Raw genomic sequence first — 22220 nt, 5'->3', positions numbered from 1 at the left:
GGGTCAAGAGGTGGTCTGGAAAACGTCCGGAAACGAAGCGGCTACGGCTGCAGGGTCGCGGGCAGCATGCCTTTGAGTGAGCTCGTCACGGCCAGCGCCTCGGCGGTCAGGAGATCGCCCGGCGTGAGAACGCGTTCGCGCATCAGCCCGCGGTCGAGCTGCCAGGACCGCTCGACACCCGGCAGGCACCCCGACGCCAATGGTGGTGTCCACCAGACGCCGTCGATGCGGGCGGCGAGATTGGCGATCGTGGTCTCGGTGACATGTCCGAGTTCGTTGACCAGCACGACGTCGCCGGCCCCGGGATGGCGGTGCCGTCTGCGGTCGTATCGCTCGCGCAACGTCGTCTTGTGTCCGAGGAGGACGTCCCGGGAGTCGACGGGCTCGTCGTCGAGCACGAGAGACACCGACGCGGGTGCGACCGGCGGCCCGAAGACGTCGACGTCCACACCGCCGTCGCGGTGCAGGCGCACGCGGACCCGAGCCGCGCCGAGGCCGGACAGCCGCTGGGTGAGCCGGCGCCGGACGTCTCGTTCCCGGAACTCGTACCCGAGCACGGCCGCGGAACGGGCCAGACGCCGCAGGTGACGCTCCGCGTGCCGCAGGCCGGTCCGCGGATCGTGATACATCGTCTCCATCAGCTGTGCACCGGCACCGATCAGCTGTGCCTCGGCAATTCCGATGGTCGCGAGACCGGCGGCGGACACGGAGGTGTTCACAGTGCGGAGGCTCGATTCGACGCGTGACTGGAGTTGGCGCGACCAGGATATACGAGCGCGCGGAGCACGGACACCGCGTCCACGGTGGCGGCCACGTCGTGCACCCGGAGTACAGCTGCCCCGTTCTGTGCGGCGATCAGCGCAGCGGCCACCGAGGCGGCCTGACGGTGGTCGACGCTGCGACCGGTGATCGTGCCCAGCATGCCCTTCCGGGACAGTCCGGCCATCACGGGAACACCGAGATCCGTGATCTGCCCAAGCTCGGACAACAGTGCAAGGTTGTGGGCGAGGGTCTTGCCGAAGCCGAAACCCGGGTCGACAATGAGGTGCTCGAGGGGGATTCCCGCGCCCCGGCAGGCGCCGACACGGTCGACGAGGAACCGGCGCACCTCGGACACGACGTCGCCGTACTCCGGCGACGTCTGCATCGTTTCGGGCTCGCCGCGCATGTGCATCAGGCACACGGGCACGTCCAGATCGGCGGCAGCGCGCAGCGCACCGGGAAGTCGCAGGGCACGAACGTCGTTGATCATCGACGCGCCTGCCGCAACCGCCTCCCGCATCACGTCCGGTCTCGAGGTGTCGACCGAGATCGGGACCGACGTCGACATCGCGAGGGCCGCGACTACCGGCACCACGCGCGCGATCTCCTCCGCGACGGACGGCGGGCGGGACCCGGGGCGGGTCGACTCGCCCCCGACGTCGAGGAGGTCGGCGCCTTCCGCGACCTGAGACAGGGCGTGCTCGACCGCCGCAGTGGTGTCGAGGTACCGGCCACCGTCGGAGAACGAATCCGGGGTCACGTTGACGATCCCGCAGACCAGGGGAACATCGCGTGCGAGAGCCTCGAGCAGTCGGCCGGGGCCGGTGGCGGTGAGCGTCGGCAACGGAACCATTCGGGCGCACCTCCTTCCAGAATGGGGAATCGGTCCGGTGGACGACGCCGCGCCGTCCACCGAACCGACGCTGTCGCTTACACGGGGTCGACGCCGAACTCCTCGGCGGCGTCGATCAGCCACTCCGCGAGATACCGGGCGAACGACGACCGCACGAGGATCCGGTAGTCGGTTCCCCGGTCGTCGAGCGCGATCAGGATCACGCCCGCCAGGCCGAGCATGGTCTGCGCCGCGGTGCCGCGGACGAACACCGTGGGATGCAGATCCAGTGAGCACCCCTTCTCGAGGACGTCGCGGGCGTGAGCGCCGCGCAGCCGCAGGGTGGTTCGCTGTCCGGAGACGTCGATCGCGGCACCGCCGTGGGGTGTCACCGCCGCCCGCAGGTCCGACTCGAGCGCGGGCGCCGGCTGTGACCGCGTGGTGATCAGCCACTCCTCGGGACCGAGCCAGACCGCGGTCGTCGCGTCGGTGCCGGCGGATGTCGACGCCGCGGTGGGGAGGTCGAACCCGAGGACCGCCGCGGCGGCCGCGGCTCCCGGTCCCGCCGGGTCGACCCACAGGTCGACCATCGCGACGAACGGCTCCTCGGTGATGGTCACCGACTCGGGGAGTTCGGAGAATTTCTGGTCCCAGCCGTGCAGGGGGCTGAGGGGGACGAGGGTGTCAGCCATCGCGACGTGCTCCTTCGGGATCGACGAGGACGGAACTGGTGACCTCGACGGCGACCAGGTTTCCGTCCACCGGGACGTGCAGGGTGTCGCCGAGCCGGGCCCGGCCGGCCTTGACGAGGGCGAGCCCGAACGGGCGGCCGAGTTCGGCGCTGAGGTAGCTCGACGTGACGTGCCCGAGCATCGGCACCGGTGCGGGGGGCAGGATGCCGTCCAACGCCTCTTCGATGATCTGTGCGCCCTCGGGCAGCACGGTCTGCTTGTCGAGGGGCAGCAGTCCGACGAACTGCTTGCGCAGCGGGTTCTGGTTCTCCGCTCGGGTGAAGGAGCGCTTTCCGATGAAGTCGCGCTTCTTCTTCGACACGGCCCAGCTCATCCCGAGGTCCTGCGGGGTGACCGTGCCGTCGGTGTCCTGACCGATGATCGGGTAACCCTTTTCGGCGCGGAGGACGTGCATGGTCTCGGTGCCGTACGGGGTGATGTCGAACTTCTCACCCGCGGCGATCAGGCGCGCCCACACCGCGGGTGCGTGCCAGCCGTCGACGTTGACCTCGAACGCGAGTTCGCCGGAGAAGCTGATCCGCGCGACCCGTACGTGGACGCCGCCGAGGGAGGTGTCGCGCCACGCCATGAACGGGAACGCGTCGTTGGTGACGTCGAGGTCGGGGAAGACCTCACCGATCACGTCGCGCGAGCGCGGCCCCACGACGGGGAACGTGGCCCACTGTTCGGTGACCGAGGTGAGCCGCACCAACAGGTGCGGCCACTCCGTCTGCAGCCATTCCTCCATCCAGTCGAGGATCTTCGCGGCGCCGCCGGTGGTCGTGAAGACCTGGAACCGGTCGTCGGCCAGGCGCATCACGGTGCCGTCGTCGATGACCATGCCGTCGACGCCGCACATGACGCCGTAGCGGACCATGCCGACCTTCAGGGTGCTCATCATGTTCGTGTAGACCATGTCGAGCAGCACCCCGGCGTCCGGACCCTGGACGTCGATCTTGCCGAGGGTGGAGCCGTCGAGGATGCCGATGCTGCGGCGCACGGCGGCGCATTCGCGCAGCACGGCGGCGTCCATGTCCTCCCCGGGGAGGGGGTAGAAGCGGGGACGCTTCCACTGCCCGACGTCCTCGAACACCGCGCCGCGGCCGACGTGCCAATCGTGCAGCGCCGTCACCCGTTCGGGGTCGAAGAGGGCGCCGCGGCTGCGGCCGGCGAGGGCGGCGAACGCGACCGGGGTGTAGGGCGGCCGGAACGTGGTGGTGCCCAGTGTCTCGATCGGCCTGCCCAGCAGTTCGGCCGTGATGCCGGAGGAGATCACACCGGACGTCTTGCCCTGATCGTGCGCGGTGCCGATGGTCGTGTAGCGCTTGATGTGCTCCATCGACGTCATCCCCGCACCGACCGCGCGGGCGAGGTCGGCGACCGTCGCGTCGCGCTGCACGTCGACGAACTGGGTGTCCTCACCGGCGACGTCCCGCACCCGCCAGAGAACCAGCGGAGTGGATTGTTCGATCGTGGGTGCAGGTTCCGGGTCGATCGTGCGATCGGGAACGGTGTACCCGAGGTCGCGCATGATCGACTGGCCGGCGGTCTGCCCGTCGCGCAGGCACCCGTCCAGGTCGAACACACCGTTCGCGGACCCGGCGACGGAGATTCCATCGAGGTCCTCGCCGGGCACGAAGGCACCGAGGTTCTCGTCGTAGCGGAGCTTGCCGCGGGCCTGGGAGAACAGGTGCACGGCCGGGTTCCAGCCGCCGCTGACCAGCAGGACGTCGCAGGCGAGGGGGACGCGGAACCGGTGATCGGTGTCCGTGCGGTGCGACACGACGGCGTGGCTGATCCGGCCGTTGCCGCGGGTGCCGGACACCACCGACGCCGTACGGATGGTGATGCCGCGCGCGTCGCACTCACGCTGCCAGCGGGCGGGTGCCTCGTCGCGGGCCTCGACGATCGAGTTGATGCGGACACCCGCATCGTGCAGGTCGATCGCGGCTTCGTACGCGCTGTCGTTGGTGGTGAACACGACGGCCTGCTCGCCCACCTTGACACCGTAGCGGTGCAGGAACGTGCGGGCGCCGTGCGCGAGCATGATGCCCGGGCGGTCGTTGTCGGTGAAGACGACGGGACGCTCGTGCGCTCCGGCGGCGACGAGGATGTGCCGGGCGCGGATACGCCAGACCCGTTGGCGGCTCAGCGCGGCGGGGGCCTCGACACCGAGGTGATCGGTGCGACGCTGCAGCGCGAGGACGAAGCCGTCGTCGTAGTTGCCGAACGCGGTGGTGCGCTGCAGGTGCAGCACATCCGGGTAGGTCGCGAGTTCGGCGACCGCGGCCGCGACCCAGTCGAGGGCAGGTGCGCCGTCGATGAGGTCCGTGCTGCCGAGGAGGTCTCCGCCGGCTTCGCTCTGCTCGTCGACGAGCACCACCCGCGCACCGGCCCGGGCCGCGGTGAGCGCGGCGGCGAGACCGGCCGGTCCGGCGCCGGCGACGAGGAGGTCGGTGTGGACGTGCTTGGCGTCGTACTTCGCCGAATCGGGGATCTCCGCGAGCCGTCCCTGACCGGGGATGCCGCGGGCGACGAGTCCGTCGAACAACTCGACGGTGGTGGCGAGCAGCATCGGCTCGGGGAACGGCTCCTCGATCTGCACGAGGCCGCCGGTGTCCTCCGCCCACGCCGCGGTGATGCCGCGGGCCCGGCCGAGCTTGATACTGGTGGTGATCTGGTGGACGCCGTTCGCGAGCAGGGCCGAACCGAGCGTGTCACCGGGGTGACCGGTCAGTTCCCGGCCGTCGAACGTGAAGGTGTAGGAGGTGTCGCGGTCGAGGCGACCGCCCTGGCGGGTGCGGAAGGGTGCGTTCACGATATCGTCGGCTTCTGCTCGTCCAAGCGGTAGACGCTGTGGAATCGGTAGGTGGCGGTGTCGCGTACGGCGTTGAACCAGCGCCGGCAGCCGGCGCTGTGGTTCCACCGTTCCGCGAAAAGACCTTTCGGGTTCGCGCGGAAGAACACGAAGTGTGCCCATTGTTCGTCGGTCAGCGATTCGGGGTCTTCCGGATAGACGACGTGGGCTTCGCCGCCGTAGTGGAACTCGGTTTCCTCACGGGACCCGCACCACGGGCATTCGATGAGTTGCATTGTGGCTCCTGAATTTCAGTACGCGACGGGGGATCAGTGCGCGACGGCCGCGGCGCCGTGCTCGTCGACGAGGGCGCCGGTGACGAACCGGTCGAGGCTGAACGGCGCGATGAACTCGTGCGGTTCGTCGTTCGCGATGGTGTCCGCCAGACACCAGCCCAACCCCGGGGTGGCCTTGAATCCGCCGGTGCCCCAACCGCAGTTGAGATACACGTTGTCGTACGGGGTGCGTCCGACGATCGGGGAGGCGTCGGGGCACACGTCGACGATGCCGCCCCAGGTGCGCAGCAGATGCGCGCGGGCGAACACCGGGAACAACTCCACCGCGGCCGCCATCTGACGCTCGATGATGTGGAACGCGCCGCGCTGGCCGTACCCGTTGTAGGAGTCGACACCGGCGCCCATCACCAATTCACCCTTGTGCGCCTGCGAGACGTACACGTGGATGGCGTTGGACATCACGATGGTCGGGTGCACCGGCTCGAGCAGTTCGGAGACCAGCGCCTGCAGCGGGTGGGACTGCACGGGGGTGCGGATGCCGAGCATGTCGGTGAGCGTCGAGGTGTGCCCGGCAGCGCACAGCGCGACCTGACCGGTCGCGATGTCACCGCGGGTGGTGCGCACCCCGGTCACCTTGTTGCCGTCCGTGACGAAACCGGTGACCTCACAGTTCTGGATGATGTCGATGCCCGCCTCGTCGGCGCGGCGCGCGAATCCCCACGCCACGTAGTCGTGCTTGGCGATGCCGGCGCGCGGCTGATAGGTCGCGCCGAGGACGGGGTAGCGGATGTCGCTCGAGATGTTCACCAGCGGGCACAGCTTCTTGACCTCGTCGGGTCCGACCCACTCGGCGTCGATTCCGTTGAGCTTGTTCGCCTCCACCCGGCGGACGCTGTCGCGGACGTCCTGCAGGCTGTGCGCGAGATTGAGGACGCCGCGCTGGCTGAACAGGATCGGGTAGTCGAGGTCGTCCTCGAGGCCCTCCCACAGCTCGAGGGCGTGCTCGTAGATCTTGGCGCTCTCGTCCCACAGGTAGTTCGACCGGATCAGCGTGGTGTTGCGGGCCATGTTGCCGCCCGCGAGCCAGCCCTTCTCCAGGACCGCGACGTTGGTGATGCCGTGATTCTTGGCGAGGTAGTGCGCGGTGGCGAGGCCGTGTCCGCCGCCGCCGACGATGACGACGTCGTACGACTTCTTCGGTTCCGGGTTACGCCACAGGAAGTCGGGGTGGTCGGGCAGGTGGGCGCCGGGCGGCTGGGTGGCACTCATCAGTTCGCCTCCGTGAGGTCGGGGTAGAGCGGGAAGCGCAGCGCGAGGGCATCGACGCGGGCGCGGAGTTCGTCGAGTCCGGCCTCGTCGGTGGCCGGTCGCAGCGCGTAGCTGATGATGTCGGCGACCTCGGTGAACGCGTCCAGGTCGAAACCGCGGGTGGCGAGCGCGGGGGTGCCGATCCGCACCCCGGAGCTGACCATCGGCGGACGTGGGTCGAACGGGACCGCGTTGCGGTTCACCGTGATTCCCACCCGGTGCAACCGGTCCTCGGCCTGCTTGCCGTCGAGTTCGGACTCGCGCAGATCCACCAGCACCAGATGCACGTCGGTGCCGCCGCTGACGACGTTGATGCCGGCTTGCCGGGAGTCGTCCTCGAGGAGGCGGTCGGCGAGGATCTTCGCGCCGGCGAGCGTGCGTTCCTGGCGCTCCCGGAATTCGGGCTCGGCGGCGAGCTTGAACGAGACGGCCTTGCCGGCGATCACGTGCTCGAGCGGGCCGCCCTGTTGTCCGGGGAACACCGAGGAGTTGAACTTCTTCGCCAGTGCCTCGTCGTTGGTGAGGATGACGCCGCCGCGGGGACCGCCGAGGGTCTTGTGCGTCGTCGACGTGACCACGTGGGCGTGCGGGACGGGGGAGGGATGCAGTCCGGCGGCGACGAGTCCGGCGAAGTGCGCCATGTCGACCATGAGGTACGCGCCGACCTCGTCGGCGATGCGACGGAACGCGGCGAAGTCGAGCTGGCGTGTGTAGGCGGACCAGCCGGCGAGGATCAGCTTCGGGCGGTGCTCACGGGCCAGACGCTCCACCTCGTCCATGTCGACGAGATGATCGTCCTCGCGGACGTGGTACGCGGCGACGTCGTAGAGCTTGCCGGAGAAGTTCAGCTTCATCCCGTGCGTGAGGTGACCGCCGTGCGCGAGGTCCAGACCGAGGATGCCGTCGCCGGGCTTCAGCAGTGCCGACATCGCGGCGGCGTTGGCCTGCGCTCCGGAGTGCGGTTGCACGTTGGCGAATGTCGCACCGAAGAGCGCGGTGAGGCGGTCGATAGCGAGCTGCTCGATGACGTCGACGTGCTCGCAACCGCCGTAGTAGCGGCGTCCGGGGTAGCCCTCGGCGTACTTGTTCGTCAGCACCGACCCCTGCGCCTGCATCACCGCGAGCGGGGCGAAGTTCTCGCTGGCAATCATTTCCAGGGTGCCCTGCTGTCGCTCGAGCTCGGCCGCGATCGCCTGGTGCACGGCGGGGTCGAGATCGGCGAGCGAATGAGTCAGCGTCGGGTTCGCTGCTGCCACCTCGGTGAGGTGTGCGGTGTCCACGGTCATGGTTCGCCTTTCTGGAAGGTCAGTTGACTTCGAACTGATATATCAACTGGAAAGTAGAGTAAGGTCAGCACCGGACAAAGGTCAATAGCTCCGGAAAATCAGGGAGACGGAACATGAGCCTGGCGCATTCATCGGTCGCGGACACGGCATCGAACGGCGGCACCAACGCCGACCGCGCGTACGAGATCGTGCGCGAACGCCTGGTCATGCTGGACATCCGGCCCGGTGAACCGATCAACGACGACCGTCTCGCCGAGGAACTCGGATTCGGCCGGACACCGGTGCGGGAAGCGCTCAAGCGCCTCGAGCGGGAACGTCTCGTCGTCGCTTACCCGCGTCGCGGCACGTTTGCCACCGCCGTCGACATGACCGACCTTGCCGATATCTCCGAGATCCGCAAGCAACTCGAACCGACCGCGGCGGCCCGGGCGGCCCGGACGGCGTCCCCGGACGCCCGAGCCCGGCTGACCGCGCTCGCCGACGAGATCGCGGAGATAGACGACAGCGAAGACCCACGCGAAGTCCTGCGCAAGGACGTGCGTGTGCACCGCGAGATCTACCGGGCGTCCGGGAACCCTCACCTCGAGGACATCCTCGTCAGCTTGGACGCGCATGCCACCCGCATCTGGTGCCTCTTCCTCGACCGGCTGCCCGACGTCGCGAGCCACGTCCGCGAGCACGTGTCCCTGCTCCGGGCCATCGTCGACGGCGACGAGAGCACCGCCTCGTCCCTCACCCTCGCCCACGTCGCCGGTTTCGAGAAGGCCATCCGCGACCTGCTGTAGGCCTCCGGCCCGTGAGTGGTTAACGAGTCCCTGGACTCGTTAACCACTCACGGGCGGCGGAGCCGCCTCAGCTGAAGACAACCGTCCGATGACCGTGCAGCAGGACGCGGTTCTCGCAGTGCCAGCGCACGGCCCGCGACAGCGCGAGGGCCTCGGCGTCCTGCCCGACCGTGGCGAGTCGCGCAGGGTCGAAGGAGTGGTCGATGCGAATGACCTCTTGCTCGATGATGGGACCCTCGTCCAGATCGGGTGTCACGTAGTGGGCGGTGGCCCCGACCTGCTTGACGCCGCGATCGAACGCCTGGTGGTAGGGCTTGGCGCCCTTGAAACCGGGCAGGAACGAGTGGTGGATGTTGATGGCCCGTCCGCGTAGCGCGCGGCACGCGTCGTCCGACAGCACCTGCATGTACCGGGCGAGGACCACGAGATCCGCGTCGAACTCCTCGACGAGTTCGAGTAGCCGGGCCTCGGCCTCCGGCTTGGTGGCCGGTGTGACCGGGACGTGGACGAACGGCAGCCCGGCGGCCTCGGCCATCGGGCGCAGCACCTCGTGATTGGAGACGACGGCGACGAGTTCGGCGCCGAGGTTGCCTGCTCGCCAGCGGAAGATGAGGTCGTTGAGGCAGTGACCCATCTTGGAGACCATCACGATCACGCGGGGCAGGTCGCTGCCGTTGAAGTTGAAGGTCATGCCGAATTTCGCGGCGACGCTCCCGAATTCCGCCGTGAGGCGTTCGATGTCGACATCTTCTGCCGACACGAACGACGTGCGGAGGAAGAACGCGTCGCTCCGGGTGTCGTCGAACTGCTGATGCTCGGCGATATCGCAGTTCTGCTCGAAGAGAAAGGAGCTGACTGCGTGAACGATCCCGGGACGCTGAGCGCAGCTGAGCGTCAGGGTGAAGGTCTGGGTCATGTGGGTCTCCTCGATGCCGGACCAATTGAGGTGTCAGTCCGAGCGAACTGATATATCAGAATGGGCCCATGCTATTTCAGGCTGGACGAGCGGGTCAAGGGGTGGAGACGAAGTCAGACGCTGCTACGGAACCCGGCGAGCAGGGAGTCCGATCGAGTCTGGGCGTACTGGGTCGCGGCGGCGTCGACCGTGTGATTGAGCAGCAACGCCGTGGTCACCGGTCCCACCCCGCCGGGGACCGGGGTCAGCGCGCCCGCCCGGCCGTCGACGGCCGCGGCGTCGACGTCACCGAGCAGTTGGCCGTCCGCGGTCGCCGTCGTCCCGACATCGATGACGACGGCGCCGTCGGCGACGTGGTCGGCCGTGATCAGTCCGGGAATGCCGACCGCGACGACGAGGATGTCCGCGTCACGCGTGCCGGCGGCCAGGTCGGTGGTGTGCCGGTGGCAGACGGTCACCGTCGCGTTGCGCTGCACGAGCAGATGCGCGACGGGACTTCCGACCACCGTCGATCTGCCGACCACCGCGGCCGTCCTCCCGTGCGGGGAGATTCCGTGGTGATCGAGGAGAGCGATCACGGCCTGTGCGGTGGCGGGCGCGAACGCGGGCAGACGCGCGACGAGGCGGCCGAGGCTGACCGGGTTCGCGCCGTCGACGTCCTTGGCGGGGTTGATCGCTTCCCGGAGGGCGTCGAGGTCGGTTCCGTCCGGCAGGGGTGTCTGCAGGATGATTCCGTGGACATCCGGGTCGTGGCCGAGTTCGACGAGCGTGCTGCGGATCTGCTCGGTCGACGCCGCGGCGCCGAGATCGACGATGTCGCACAGGATTCCGGTGCGTTTCGCGGCCGACGCGATGGAACGCACGTACCAGGCAGTCGATTCGTCGTCGGTGGCCTGCACGACCGCCAGCTTGGGCAAGACCCCGATTTCGGCGAGGGCTGCGGCGGCGACGGACGCGTCGTTGCGGATGGAGGTGGCGAGTTCGGCGCCACCGAGGCTTCTGGTCATGAACTCAGCTGCTTTCGTACTCGTGTCGTGACTGCGTCGGCACGCTCGACGATCGCGTCGACGCCGGACAGGCACTCGGTGAGGGCCCGCCGGGTATCCGGATCGGTGATACCCGGCAGGTTCACCTCGATGTTCACCCGGGCGGTGGTGGCGGCTGCGCGGGCAGCCTCGGCGGCGGCCGCGACGTCGCTGACGACGGTGCGGTTCGCCACCGGCAGCAGGACGTCGGCGAGTGCGACGACGTCGCCTGCCGCGACCACCACCTCGGCGGGGACCGCGGCGGCGCCGGCGAGGGCGGTCGCGATCGCCGACCTGCGGGCGGCCGTTTCGTCGTCCGTGTCCTGGGGGAGCCGGTAGGCGTCGATGACGGCCGTGAATGCCGCCATGTCGTCCTCGGCGAACTGCAGGGCCTTCTCGCGAAACGCATCTGCTGAGGCGCAGATGCGTTCGACGAGCATCCCGTGGTCGGCGTACCTCTTGCCGGTGGTGTAGCGGGCGACCATCGAGACCAGCGCGGCTGCCTGGCCGAGGTGGAGAGCGCCGGTCGCGCCGCCGCCGGGCGCGGGGGTCCGAGCGGCGAGCGAATCCAGGAATCCGGCGATCGTGTCGTCTCGGAGGGTCATGACCGGATCTTCTTCATCTCGGGGTCGACGAGCGGCTCGGCCACGACCGTTGCGGGGATGCGGCGTCCGAAGTACTCGATCTCCACAGCGGTGTCGACGGTCGCGTTCGCGGGAAGCCAGGCGTAGGCGATCGGCGCCCCCACCGTGTGACCGAACGCGGCGCTCGTGACGTACCCGGCGGGCTGTCCGTCGACGAACACCGGCTCGTGGCCGAGGACCACCGACGTGCGGTCGTCGATCATGAGGCACGCCAGGCGCCGCTCCACCGTCTCGTCGGAAACGCCGTCGAGCGCGTCACGCCCACGGAAGTCGCCCTTCTGCAGCCGGACCGCGAAACCGAGACCGGCTTCGTAGGGGTTGTGCTCGGTGGTCATGTCGCTGCCCCACGAGCGGTAGCCCTTCTCCATCCGCAGGCTGTTGAACGCGGCGCGGCCGGCGGCGATGACGTCGTACTTCTGCCCCTCCGCCCACAGCAGATCCCACAGTCGCAGACCGTTGTCGGCGGACGTGTACAGCTCCCAGCCGAGTTCGCCGACGTACGACAGACGCATCGCCGTGACGGGAACACCGCCGATGCGGACCTGCTTCGCGCGGAAGTACTTGAAGTTCTCGTTCGTGAAGTCGTCGGAGCTCAGCGCCTGCACCAGGTCCCGGGCTCGCGGACCCCACAACCCGATCCCGCACGTGCCGCCGGTGATGTCCCGGATCTGCACACTGCCGTCGTCGGGGGACTGGCGGCGGAAGTAGTCGAGGTCGAGGTTGCCGTTGGCGCCGACCTGGAAGACGGTGTCGGACAGTCGCGTGACGGTGAGGTCGCTGCGGACGCCACCGGTCTCGTCGAGCGCGAGCGTGTAGGTGACGGACCCGACGGACTTGTCCATCTTGCCGGTCGTCAGCCGGTCGAGCAGGGCCAGCGCGCCGGGGCCGCTGATCTCGAGCCGCTTCAGCGGTGTCATGTCGTACATCGCCACCGACGTGCGGGTACGCCAGGCCTCGGCCGCGGCGATGGGGGAGTGGAACATCGCCGCCCACGGTTCACGGGCCGGCGGCTGCCATTCGGCCGGAAGGTCCTGCACCAGACGGGCGTTGGATTCGAACCAGTGCGGGCGCTCCCAGCCGGAGCTCTCCAGGAACACGGCGCCGAGTTCCTTCTGGCGAGCGTGGAAGGGGCTGACCCGCAGGTCGCGGGGAGACTCCTTGGGTTGCAGCGGGTGCAGCACGTCGTAGATCTCGACGAAGTTCTGCTGCGACGTCTCGCTGACGTAGTCGGGTGCGAGCTGGATCTCCTCGAAGCGGTGCACGTCGCAGCCGTGCAGTTCGACCTCGGAGCGGCCGTCGACGAGCAGTTGCGCGACCGCCCGGCCGACACCGGCGGAGTGCGTCACCCACACTGCCTCGGCGATCCAGAACCCGGCGACGTCCGGGGACTCGCCGATGAGCGGTCCGCCGTCCGGGGTGAACGAGAAGACCCCGTTGAAGCCGGCCTCCAGTTTCGCGGATTCGAGGCACGGCAGCAGCAACTTGCTCTGCTCCCACGACGGCGCGAAGTCTTCCTCCGTGAACGGCAGCATCGACGGCATGTCGGACGCGGACACGTCGTCGCTCTCGTCCAGGTCGCGCAGGTTCACCGGCATCGGGCGGTGAGCGTACGTGCCGATGCCGAGGCGGTCGACGTGCTCACGGAAGTACAGATCCTGGTCCTGGTGGCGCAGGATCGGGAAGCCCGCCTCGGCGAGTTCGGTGTTCCGTCCGACGAGTTCGGGAATCTGCTCGGTCTTCGCGTACTGGTGCGCCAGAGGGAGCAGCGGGACGTCCATGCCCACCATCGCGCCGATGTCGGGACCCCAGAAGCCCGCGCAGGACACCACGATGTCGGCGGGGATCACCCCGTCGGCGGTGGCGACGCCGGTCACCCTGCCGCCGCTCTGTTCGATGCCGATCACCTTCGTCGAACCCTGGAACACGGCACCGCGGGCCTCGGCGCGCCGGGCCAGCGCGACGACGACACGGGACGCCTTCGCCAGGCCGTCCGTCTCCACGTACAGCCCGCCGAGAACCCGCTTCTCGTCGAGCAGCGGGTGCAGCTTCGCGCACTCGGCCGGGTCGAGGACGGCGCCCTCGATGCCCCAGGACGTGGCCCAGCCCTGCTTGCGGTGCAGATCGGCGAGACGCTCGGGGGTGGTGGCCACCTCGAGTCCGCCGAGCTGGTTGAAGCACCATTCGCCGTCCACGTCGAGTCCGACGAACTTCTCGACCGTGTACCGGGCGAACTCGGTCATCGTCTTGGACGCGTTCGTCTGGAACACCAGGCCCGGTGCGTGCGACGTGGAGCCTCCGGTGAGCGGCAACGGTCCCTGGTCGAGAACCGTGATCCGATCCCAGCCGCGAGCGGTGAGCTCGTCGGCCAGATTCGCGCCGACGATGCCGGCTCCGATGATCACTACGCGCGGTGACCCCATGATGGTCCTCCTGGTTGGGTGGGTGCCTGTGTGTGGCGAAGTTGCGGGAGATTCGGTGTTCGGTGTGGGCTCGAACGGCGCCGGAAAGAACTGTGAATTGCGAAACGGATCGGACTGATGTGAACCCATTACGACAACTGATATATCAACACATTAGGTTCGGAAGAGTAAGGGGGTCAACCCCGAATTGCGGTTAATTCCACGATGATTGGTTTGGGAAATAACAGCGATTCCGCGAGCGACCGTGGAAATGTGCACCGTGCGCGACGGTGATGACGCGGAACCGGGTGTGGATGGAGGTAACCGTCGCACGGTGATGTCGCCTATCCTGAAGTCGCGATGACTGAATTGGACGATAACTCGAATGGAGATCGGAGCCGGCCGTCCGGCGCTGTGCAGTCAGTGGACCGCGCTCTGGCGGTACTCGAAATCCTGGCGAGGCTCGGTACCGCCGGCGTCACGGAAATCGCCGACGAGTTGGGTGTCCACAAGTCGACCGCGTCGCGCCTCGTTGCCGTTCTGGATTCGCGAGGCTACGTCGCCCAATTGAAGAACCGGGGAAAGTTCCAGCTCGGCAATTCCATCGTCCGTCTGGCCCGCACCGCGTCGCCGGACGGCGATCTGGTGCGGCAGAGTCAGGAATTGTGCGCCGAACTGGCGGAAACTGTCGGCGAGAGCGTCAATGTGTCGATACTCGACGGCAATCGCTCGGTGAGCATCGTCAAAGCGGACGGTCCGTCCGGTGTCGGTACCAATACCTGGGTGGGTCAGAGCAGCCCGGCACATGCGACGGCGAGTGGAAAATTGTTGCTGACGGAATTGTCCGACAGCGAACTCGCGGAGCGCGTGGGAGAAACTCCGATTGCTCTCACGGAGAAAACTCTCACCGATGTGCCTGCGCTCGTGGAATCGCTGAAAACCATTCGCGAGCGGGGCTGGGCGGAGTCCGAGGAGGAACTCGAACTCGGGCTGAACGCGGTGTCCGTCCCGATCCGCGACTACACGTCGAAAATGATTGCTGCTCTGAGTGTGTCCGGCCCCGCCTACCGACTGCTGCCGGAACGGTTCGAGGACGTCGCCCGCGCCGCACTCGACACGTCCCAGCAGATCAGCAGCCGATTGGGCTATGCCGTCACGTAGTGTCGGCATCAGGCCCGCGACCTGGCGAGTTGCTTCTTGTACCGGGTGAACAGCCGGGGACTGTTCATCGCGAAGACGCCCACGGTGTCGCCGTCCCGGTCGTAGGTGGCCACGAACGTGCCGGTTCCGGGATCGCCGTCGACGAACCGGACCTCGTCGGTGCTGTGTCTCGTCCCGGCGAACTGCAGCATCTTGCCGTACTGGTGGGACCAGAAGTACGGGATCGCGGCGGGTCCGGACGGTGTGGCCATGATCGTGTCGGCGACGGTGGCGGCCTGTGCGACGGCGTTGCTCCAGTGTTCGCTTCTGTGGTGCACCTGGTGGGCGTCGTCGAACGTCCGTGCGCAGTCGCCGATCGCGTACACGCCGGGGACGTTCGTGCGGCACGACGAGTCGGTGAGGAAACCGTCTTCGATCATCAGTTCCGAGTCGCTTGCCCATTCGACATTGGGGACGGCCCCGATTCCGACCACCACGGCGTCCGCGGGGAGGGTCGTTCCGTCACTCAGCTGGACGGCTTCGACCGCGTCGTCACCGAGCAGTGCGGCGACGACTGCCCCGGTGAGGAGCCGGACGCCGTGTGCGGCATGCTGTCCTGCGCAGATCGCCCCGAGTTCGATGCCGAGCGGGCCGGCGAGGGGCGTGGGCGAGGCCTCGACGACGGTGACGTTCAGGCTCATGCGGGCCGCGGTGGAGGCCACCTCGGCGCCGATGAACCCTGCTCCCACGATCACGAGGTTCTGTGCACGTGACAGCGAATCCCGCAGTGCGCGTGCGTCGTCGACCGACCTGAGGGTGTGCACGCCGGCGAGGCCGGAGTGTCCGGGCAGGGTCCGGGCGCGCGCGCCCGTCGCGACGACGACGGCATCGGCGTCGAAGTGGGATCCGTCGTCGAACGTGACCCGGTGGCTCCCGTCGGGGGAGCGGACCAGACCGGTGGCCGTTCGGTTCATGCGCCATTCGACGTCGAGTGTGTCGTCGTCGCTGTTCATCAACAGGAGGTCCTCGTCGGTCAGGTCGCCGGTGAGGAATTCCTTGGACAGGGGCGGCCGGTCGTAGGGCAGGGACTGCTCGCTCCCGGCCACGACGAGGCGGCCTGCGTATCCCTTCTCGCGCAGTGCGCGGACCGCCGACAGTCCGGCGAGTGAAGCACCGAGTACCACAATGGAATTCGGGACAGTGTTCATCGGGCGTCGCCCTTCTCTTCGAGATGAAGCAGCACGGTGCCGTCGACGATCGACACATCGTGTGTGCGGACTGCGATCTTGGCCGGTGGGCCCGAGGGCACTCCGGTGCGCAGGTCGAAGCACGCTTCGTGGAGCGGGCACTCGACGGTGCAGCCTTCGACCCAGCCGTCGGCGAGGGAGGCGTCCTGATGGGTGCAGGTGTCGTCGATGGCATACAGACCGTCGGAGGTGTGGAAGACGGAGATGGCAGCCATGCCCGGCGGGGTCACCGTGACGACTTCGCCCACGGGCAGTGTCACGAGTTCGCACACGGGGAAGGCCGTGGCGCCGGGGTGGGTCACAACTGGGGAATCGTTATCGAGAATCACTCGATACCTCCGAAAGCGTCGGGGAGGAAGGACAAGTTGTGGAGCGTTTGTTGCGCTATGCGCGACGACTTGCAAGGTGTGCAACACAATGCTCTCCGGTGCTGCCCCACGGTGTCAAGCATTCGCGTGTAAAAACTGCGTTCCCGAAGTGTGTGGGCATAACCTCGGGGCATGAGTGAATCCGAGGCAACGGCGCCCGCGGCCCAGGGAACGGAAGGAAAGGCGAAGACCGTGCACGCGGTGGAACGTGCCATCGACGTGCTCGAGATAGTCGCGGCAGAAGGCCGTGTCGGCGCCTCGGAGATCGCCGTGCGTCTCGGCGTGCACAAATCGACCGTGTCACGCCTGATCGCATCGCTGCAGCAACGCGGATTCGTGGAGGAAGCGGGTGTTCGCGGCAAGTATCAGCTCGGATTCGCGGTAGTGCGATTGGCCGAGGCCACGGTCGCGCAGAGCGGGCTCGTCGAGGTTGCGCAGCCGGAGTGCGACCGCCTGGCCGATGCCTTCGGGGAGACGGTCAACCTCGCGGTACTGGACGGTGCGGCGACCCTCAACGTGCTCGAGGCCCGCAGTGATCGCCACGTCGCGCTGCGTACGTGGGTGGGTCAGGTGACCCCGGCGCACGCGACCGCGACCGGCAAGGTCCTGGTCTCGGAATTGACGTCCGGCCAGCTCCGGAGCCGGTTGGGGCCGCAGTTGAGCCCGCTCACTCCCAATACGATCACCGACTTCCGGGCGCTCGACGTCGAACTCGAGCACGTGCGGTCGCGCGGGTGGGCGTCCACGGCCGAGGAACTCGAAGCGGGGCTCAATTCCATCGCCGTGCCGGTGCGGAGCAAGGTCACCAACCGGATCGTCGCGTCGATCTGTGTGTCCGGTCCGGAGTACCGGCTGGCGCCCGAACGGTTCGAGGCCGTGGCGCTCGAACTCGCCGACGCGGTCGCGCGGATCGAAGCGCAGCAATCCGTCGGCGCGGGTGACTGAACGCCCGGAAGTGCCTCTCCCTCAAGGCGGGACGAACGGATAGTCCCGTTTGCCCGGGTTTCGGCCGTCCGCGGTTAACGCGGTGTTTCGGTCGTGTCGCGTCTGCGAAAGAAGTGTCGAATGTGATGTTTGACACGTCCGCGGGCCACAGTCTAAGTTGTGTAAATCGCATAGCGTTGCTGATGACGCAACAATGCTGACGCCGCGATGACTCGGCGGGAACAGCTGCCCGCTGTTCGAACGGTCGCCGCGGATCGGGCACGCATGTCGTCACACTCGGCAACGACGCCCCCTGCGATCTGCGCCCCCTACGCACACAGACATCAGGTCACAGCCCGACCGAAACGCATCTTTCCCGGCAACGAAAGAAACGGTGACATCTATGTCCGCTCCGGACGTCCAAGCCCCCGCTCCCGCCTCCGCGCCCGCACCGGCACTGATCCCCACCCTCGGTGGCCGCTATTACACCGACGCCGACATCTTCACGGACGAACAGGAGAACCTGTTCGAGGCGATGTGGTTCTGCGCCGTCCGCGCCGCCGATCTCGCCGACCCCGGAGCCTTCCGGAAGGTCACGGTGGGCCGGGAGAGCGTGCTCCTCGTCCGCGGCCGCGACGGGGAACTGCGCGCCTTCCTCAACATCTGCCGGCACCGCGGCGCCATGCTGTGTACCGAGGACGAAGGGCAGATCCGCAGAAACCTTCAGTGCCCCTACCACGCGTGGACGTACGGACTCGACGGCAAACTGGTGGCCGCCCCCAACATGGCCGCGCTGCGGGACGAGACCGGAGCCGACATCGACCGGGTGCGGTACGGACTGGTGCCGGTCGCGCTTCGCGAATGGCTCGGCTACGCATGGGTGTGCCTGGCCGACGAACCGCCGTCGTTCGAGGACGAGGTCGTCGGCGCCGTCACCGAACGACTCGGTGATCCGGCCGCCATCGACCGGTACCAGATCGGAACCCTGGAACTCGGCCGCCGGATCGTCTACGACGTCGCGGCCAACTGGAAGCTGATCATCGAGAACTTCATGGAGTGCTACCACTGCGCGACCATCCACCCCGAGCTCACCGAGGTACTTCCCGAGTTCGCGGACGGCCTTGCCGCACAGTACTTCGTGGGGCACGGTGCCGCCTTCGGTGACGACGTCGAGGGGTTCACCATCGACGGAACCGGCGGATTCGAGTCGTTGTCCGGCATCAGACCCGACCAGGACCGCAAGTACTACGCCATCACGATCCGGCCGCAGGTCTTCGTCAACCTCGTGCCCGACCACGTCATCTTCCACCGCATGTACCCCGTGTCCGCGGATCGCACCATCGTCGAATGCGACTGGCTGTACTCCCCGGAGGTCACCGCATCGGGTCGCGACGTCTCCCGTTCGGTGGAGCTGTTCCACCGGGTCAACCAGCAGGACTTCGACGCCTGTGAGCGGACCCAGCCCACGATGGCGTCGAAGGCGTACCGGAACGGGGGTGTGCTGGTGCCCGCGGAACACCACATCGGCGAATTCCACGACTGGCTACTCGAAAGGCTGAGCGGGGATCCCCGATGACCTACGCCGGCGAGCAACCGAGGGTGACCGACCCTCCCAGGGTGAACGATGTCGATCCGCAACCTCGACACCAGGAGCAGGAGCCGGCGGTGCCGTCCGGCGGCGAGGGGCGGCGGAGCGTCGACAAGGTGGTGTTCGGCACGGCCGCGGCGCTCGGTGTCGGACTCATCCTGTGGGGACTGCTGGCGCCGGAGAACCTCTCGGTCGTGTCGACCGCGGCGCTGGACTGGCTGGTGGCCGACCTCGGTTGGCTGTTCATCGCCGCGTCGTCGGCGTTCGTCGTCTTCTCGCTGTTCCTCGCGTTCTCCCGGTACGGCCGGATTCCGCTCGGCCGCGACGGCGAGAAACCGGAGTTCCGAACGGTGAGCTGGATCGCGATGATGTTCAGCGCCGGCATGGGAATCGGATTGATGTTCTACGGCGTCGCCGAACCCCTCGCCCACATGGTGAGCCCGGCGCCGGGAACAGACGGTTCCGTCGGTTCGGCGATGGCCACGACGATGTTCCACTGGGGACTGCACCCGTGGGCGATCTACGCGGTCGTCGGATTGTCCATCGCCTACGGCTCCTACCGGCGCGGACGCAAACAACTCATCAGCGCCGCGTTCTTCCCTCTCCTCGGCCGCCGCTCGGAAGGCGCCGTGGGGAAGGTCATCGACATCCTCGCGATCATCGCGACGATGTTCGGCACCGCCGCGTCGCTCGGGCTCGGCGCACTGCAGATCGGTTCCGGCCTCGAGATCATCGGCTGGATGGACAACGTCGGCACGTTCGCGCTCGTTGCCCTCGTCGGGCTGCTGACATTCGCGTTCGTCGGTTCGGCGGTGTCGGGAGTCGCGCGGGGCATCCACTGGCTGTCCAACATCAACATGGTGCTGGCGGTGATTCTCGCGCTGTTCGTGTTCGTGCTCGGTCCGACCGTCCTCATCCTCAATCTGCTCCCCACCGCGATCGCGGACTATGCGGCGCAACTCGCCACCATGTCGGGACGGACGGCCGCGAGTTCCGGCGACGACACGGCGTCCTGGCTGTCGTCGTGGACGATCTTCTACTGGGCGTGGTGGGTGTCGTGGACTCCGTTCGTCGGAATGTTCCTCGCCCGGATCAGCCGCGGCCGCACGATCCGGCAGTTCGTGATCGGCGTGATCGTCATTCCCACCTCGGTCAGCCTCGTGTGGTTCGCGGTGTTCGGCGGTGCCGGCATCGGACAGCAGCAGGACGGAGTCGACCTGGCGGCCCGCTCGTCGACCGAAGGCCAGTTGTTCGGGATGCTCGACCATCTGCCGTTGACCGGATTCGCCACCGTGCTGGTCATGGTGCTGGTTGCGATCTTCTTCGTGTCCGGCGCGGACGCCGCGTCGCTGGTGATGGGCACGCTGTCGCAGCGTGGTGCACGAGAACCGAGCACGTGGGTCGTCATCTTCTGGGGAACCCTCACCGGGGGCACCGCGGCACTCATCCTCTGGACCGGCGGCTCGGACGCCCTTCAGGGGCTGCAGACGATGACGATCATCGCGGCCGCGCCGTTCCTTCTGGTGATGATCGGACTGTGCTTCTCGCTGTATCGGGACGTCTCCCGTGATCCGCTCATCGTCGGTTCATCGAAAAAGTCTGCACACGAGAGGGTTTCGGACACAGTATGAAGATGTCGGCACTATCCGCGGATCTCGACGTCCCGAGGTTGTTCGGGAAGGTGAATTTCATCGCGGGGGAGTGGGTCGCGGCGACGTCGGGGCGCACCCGCGACTGCATCGACCCGGCAACCGGGAACGTGATCGCCACGGTCGACGAGGCGTCGCCCGAAGACGCCGGGCGAGCCGTGCTGGCGGCCCGGGCGGCCTTCGATGCCGGGGACTGGCCGGAGACGGCGGTTGCCGTGCGATCGTCGCTCCTGTCGCGCATCGCGGATCTCCTCGAGCGCGACAAGGAGGAATTGGCGCGTATCGAGACGTTGGACACCGGTAAGACGTTGGTGGAGAGCCGAATCGACATCGACGACGTCGTCTCGGTATTCCGGTACTACGCCCGGCTGGCCCTCGTCTCCAGCGACCGAGTGGTCGACGTGGGTGACCCCGCGGTCGTCTCCCGGGTCGTTCGCGAACCGATCGGGGTGTGCGTCCTCATCGCTCCGTGGAACTACCCGCTGCTCCAGATCTCCTGGAAGGTGGCACCCGCGCTGGCCGCCGGGTGCACGATGGTGCTCAAGCCCAGTGAGGTCACGCCGCTGAGCACGATCGCGTTCGCCCGGCTGATCGAGGAGGCGGGTGTGCCCGCCGGGGTCGTCAACCTCGTGCAGGGCAGCGGCGCCGACCTCGGCCCCGCGCTGACCGACACCGGTGACGTCGACTTCATCTCGTTCACCGGTGGACTCGCGACCGGCACCACCATCCTGCAGACGGCCGCGAAGCACGTCACGAAGGTCGCTGTGGAACTGGGCGGGAAGAACCCGCACATCGTCTTCGCGGACGCCGAATGGGAGTCCTCGGTCGACCAGGTGCTCACCGGCGTCTTCCTGCATTCGGGGCAGGTGTGCTCGGCAGGGACGCGGCTGATCGTGGAGGAGTCGATCGCCGACGACTTCGTCGCCGCCCTCGTCTCGCGCGCCGAGGCCATCCGCGTCGGACCGGGTCTCGATCCCGGCAGCGAGACCGGACCTCTCGTGTCGGCGGCGCAGCGCGACAAGATCGAATCCTATGTGGCACTGGGTATCTCCGAAGGGGCGACGCTCCGTACGGGTGGCTCCCGGCCCGCCGATCCCGCGCTCGACGGCGGCAGCTACTACCTGCCCACCATCTTCGACCACTGCGACCGCTCCATGCGCATCGTGCAGGAGGAGACGTTCGGGCCCATTCTCACGGTCGAGAGATTCACCACCGAGGAGGACGCGGTCCGGCTCGGCAACGACACCGAGTACGGCCTCGCCGCCGGAGTCCGGACGTCGGACGCCGCCCGGGGCGAACGGGTGGTGCGCCGCCTGCGCCACGGGACCGTGTGGCTCAACGACTTCGGCTACTACACCGCGGCGGCGGAATGGGGCGGATTCAAGAAGTCCGGCAACGGACGCGAACTCGGACCCGCCGGGCTCTCCGAATACCAGGAAGTCAAACACATCTGGAACAACACGACCTCGCCTCTCGCGGGTTGGTTCACCGCGCCCTGACATTCTCCCGGCAGGGCGCGCGAG

General features: G+C 67.8%; 19 protein-coding genes. 6 read left to right on the top strand and 13 right to left on the bottom strand.

Features of this window, described 5'->3' with window-relative positions:
* Window positions 1-41: 41 nt before the first annotated feature.
* The 7 genes from CJ177_RS40920 to glyA form a co-directional block, all read right to left on the bottom strand.
* The gene (locus tag CJ177_RS40920; protein WP_061044368.1) at window positions 42-719 is read right to left on the bottom strand and encodes an aminotransferase class IV; all 678 of its coding nucleotides are present in this window, start codon (window positions 717-719) and stop codon (window positions 42-44) included.
* Entirely contained in the window at window positions 716-1615 is a 900-nt protein-coding gene (gene folP / locus CJ177_RS40915; protein WP_061044369.1) for a dihydropteroate synthase, read from the bottom strand. The genes CJ177_RS40920 and folP overlap by 4 nt, the downstream gene beginning before the upstream one ends.
* A 77-nt stretch (window positions 1616-1692) precedes the next feature.
* Window positions 1693-2286 (bottom strand): sarcosine oxidase subunit gamma, encoded by a 594-nt coding sequence (locus tag CJ177_RS40910; RefSeq protein ID WP_061044370.1) that lies wholly within the window; start codon window positions 2284-2286, stop codon window positions 1693-1695.
* Complete coding sequence (locus tag CJ177_RS40905) at window positions 2279-5143, bottom strand: 2Fe-2S iron-sulfur cluster-binding protein (RefSeq protein ID WP_095870374.1); 2865 nt, start codon at window positions 5141-5143, stop codon at window positions 2279-2281. Before CJ177_RS40905 ends, CJ177_RS40910 begins: the two co-directional genes overlap by 8 nt.
* On the bottom strand, window positions 5140-5418 hold the full coding sequence (locus CJ177_RS40900; RefSeq protein WP_005252386.1) for a sarcosine oxidase subunit delta: 279 nt from the start codon (window positions 5416-5418) through the stop codon (window positions 5140-5142). The genes CJ177_RS40905 and CJ177_RS40900 overlap by 4 nt, the downstream gene beginning before the upstream one ends.
* Before the next feature lie 33 nt (window positions 5419-5451).
* Window positions 5452-6687 (bottom strand): sarcosine oxidase subunit beta family protein, encoded by a 1236-nt coding sequence (locus tag CJ177_RS40895; RefSeq protein WP_005252387.1) that lies wholly within the window; start codon window positions 6685-6687, stop codon window positions 5452-5454.
* Window positions 6687-8012 (bottom strand): serine hydroxymethyltransferase, encoded by a 1326-nt coding sequence (gene glyA, locus CJ177_RS40890; protein ID WP_061044373.1) that lies wholly within the window; start codon window positions 8010-8012, stop codon window positions 6687-6689. Before glyA ends, CJ177_RS40895 begins: the two co-directional genes overlap by 1 nt.
* Window positions 8013-8125: 113 nt before the next feature.
* On the opposite strand from glyA, the gene CJ177_RS40885 reads away from it, so the two are divergent.
* Complete coding sequence (locus CJ177_RS40885) at window positions 8126-8797, top strand: GntR family transcriptional regulator (RefSeq protein ID WP_005253976.1); 672 nt, start codon at window positions 8126-8128, stop codon at window positions 8795-8797.
* A gap of 67 nt (window positions 8798-8864) precedes the next feature.
* Here CJ177_RS40885 and purU read toward each other — a convergent pair whose 3' ends face one another.
* The 4 genes from purU to CJ177_RS40865 all read right to left on the bottom strand — a co-directional run bounded on the left by purU (window position 8865) and on the right by CJ177_RS40865 (window position 13802).
* Window positions 8865-9713: a formyltetrahydrofolate deformylase gene (gene purU / locus CJ177_RS40880; RefSeq protein ID WP_061044374.1), complete on the bottom strand. Its 849-nt coding sequence runs from the start codon at window positions 9711-9713 to the stop codon at window positions 8865-8867.
* A gap of 113 nt (window positions 9714-9826) precedes the next feature.
* Window positions 9827-10720 (bottom strand): bifunctional 5,10-methylenetetrahydrofolate dehydrogenase/5,10-methenyltetrahydrofolate cyclohydrolase, encoded by an 894-nt coding sequence (locus CJ177_RS40875; RefSeq protein WP_095870373.1) that lies wholly within the window; start codon window positions 10718-10720, stop codon window positions 9827-9829.
* Window positions 10717-11343, bottom strand: coding sequence for a cyclodeaminase/cyclohydrolase family protein (locus CJ177_RS40870; RefSeq protein ID WP_061044376.1), 627 nt, complete (start codon window positions 11341-11343; stop codon window positions 10717-10719). The genes CJ177_RS40875 and CJ177_RS40870 overlap by 4 nt, the downstream gene beginning before the upstream one ends.
* The gene (locus CJ177_RS40865; RefSeq protein WP_095870372.1) at window positions 11340-13802 is read right to left on the bottom strand and encodes an FAD-dependent oxidoreductase; all 2463 of its coding nucleotides are present in this window, start codon (window positions 13800-13802) and stop codon (window positions 11340-11342) included. Before CJ177_RS40865 ends, CJ177_RS40870 begins: the two co-directional genes overlap by 4 nt.
* 339 nt (window positions 13803-14141) lie before the next feature.
* On the opposite strand from CJ177_RS40865, the gene CJ177_RS40860 reads away from it, so the two are divergent.
* A complete protein-coding gene (locus tag CJ177_RS40860) occupies window positions 14142-14942 on the top strand; it encodes an IclR family transcriptional regulator (protein ID WP_005252395.1) in 801 nt (266 codons plus the stop codon).
* 8 nt (window positions 14943-14950) lie between these two features.
* On the opposite strand, the gene CJ177_RS40855 is transcribed toward CJ177_RS40860, so the two are convergent.
* Entirely contained in the window at window positions 14951-16129 is a 1179-nt protein-coding gene (locus CJ177_RS40855) for an NAD(P)/FAD-dependent oxidoreductase (RefSeq protein ID WP_005252396.1), read from the bottom strand.
* Complete coding sequence (locus tag CJ177_RS40850; protein ID WP_005253983.1) at window positions 16126-16470, bottom strand: bifunctional 3-phenylpropionate/cinnamic acid dioxygenase ferredoxin subunit; 345 nt, start codon at window positions 16468-16470, stop codon at window positions 16126-16128. Before CJ177_RS40850 ends, CJ177_RS40855 begins: the two co-directional genes overlap by 4 nt.
* Before the next feature lie 198 nt (window positions 16471-16668).
* Between CJ177_RS40850 and CJ177_RS40845 the strand changes: the two genes are divergently transcribed.
* The 4 genes from CJ177_RS40845 to CJ177_RS40830 all read left to right on the top strand — a co-directional run bounded on the left by CJ177_RS40845 (window position 16669) and on the right by CJ177_RS40830 (window position 22196).
* Window positions 16669-17481, top strand: coding sequence for an IclR family transcriptional regulator (locus tag CJ177_RS40845; RefSeq protein WP_005252398.1), 813 nt, complete (start codon window positions 16669-16671; stop codon window positions 17479-17481).
* A gap of 382 nt (window positions 17482-17863) precedes the next feature.
* A complete protein-coding gene (locus CJ177_RS40840; RefSeq protein WP_005252400.1) occupies window positions 17864-19036 on the top strand; it encodes an aromatic ring-hydroxylating dioxygenase subunit alpha in 1173 nt (390 codons plus the stop codon).
* Window positions 19033-20679 carry a BCCT family transporter gene (locus CJ177_RS40835; protein ID WP_082833491.1) on the top strand — a complete coding sequence of 549 codons (1647 nt, stop codon included), beginning with the start codon at window positions 19033-19035 and terminating at the stop codon, window positions 20677-20679. Before CJ177_RS40840 ends, CJ177_RS40835 begins: the two co-directional genes overlap by 4 nt.
* Window positions 20676-22196, top strand: coding sequence for an aldehyde dehydrogenase family protein (locus CJ177_RS40830; protein WP_025433069.1), 1521 nt, complete (start codon window positions 20676-20678; stop codon window positions 22194-22196). The genes CJ177_RS40835 and CJ177_RS40830 overlap by 4 nt, the downstream gene beginning before the upstream one ends.
* Window positions 22197-22220: the final 24 nt, after the last annotated feature.

It is taken from the genome of Rhodococcus sp. ACPA1 (assembly GCF_002300195.1).
GTDB classification, from domain to species: domain Bacteria; phylum Actinomycetota; class Actinomycetes; order Mycobacteriales; family Mycobacteriaceae; genus Rhodococcus_F; species Rhodococcus_F opacus.
This window is presented reverse-complemented; position numbering and strand designations above follow the sequence as displayed.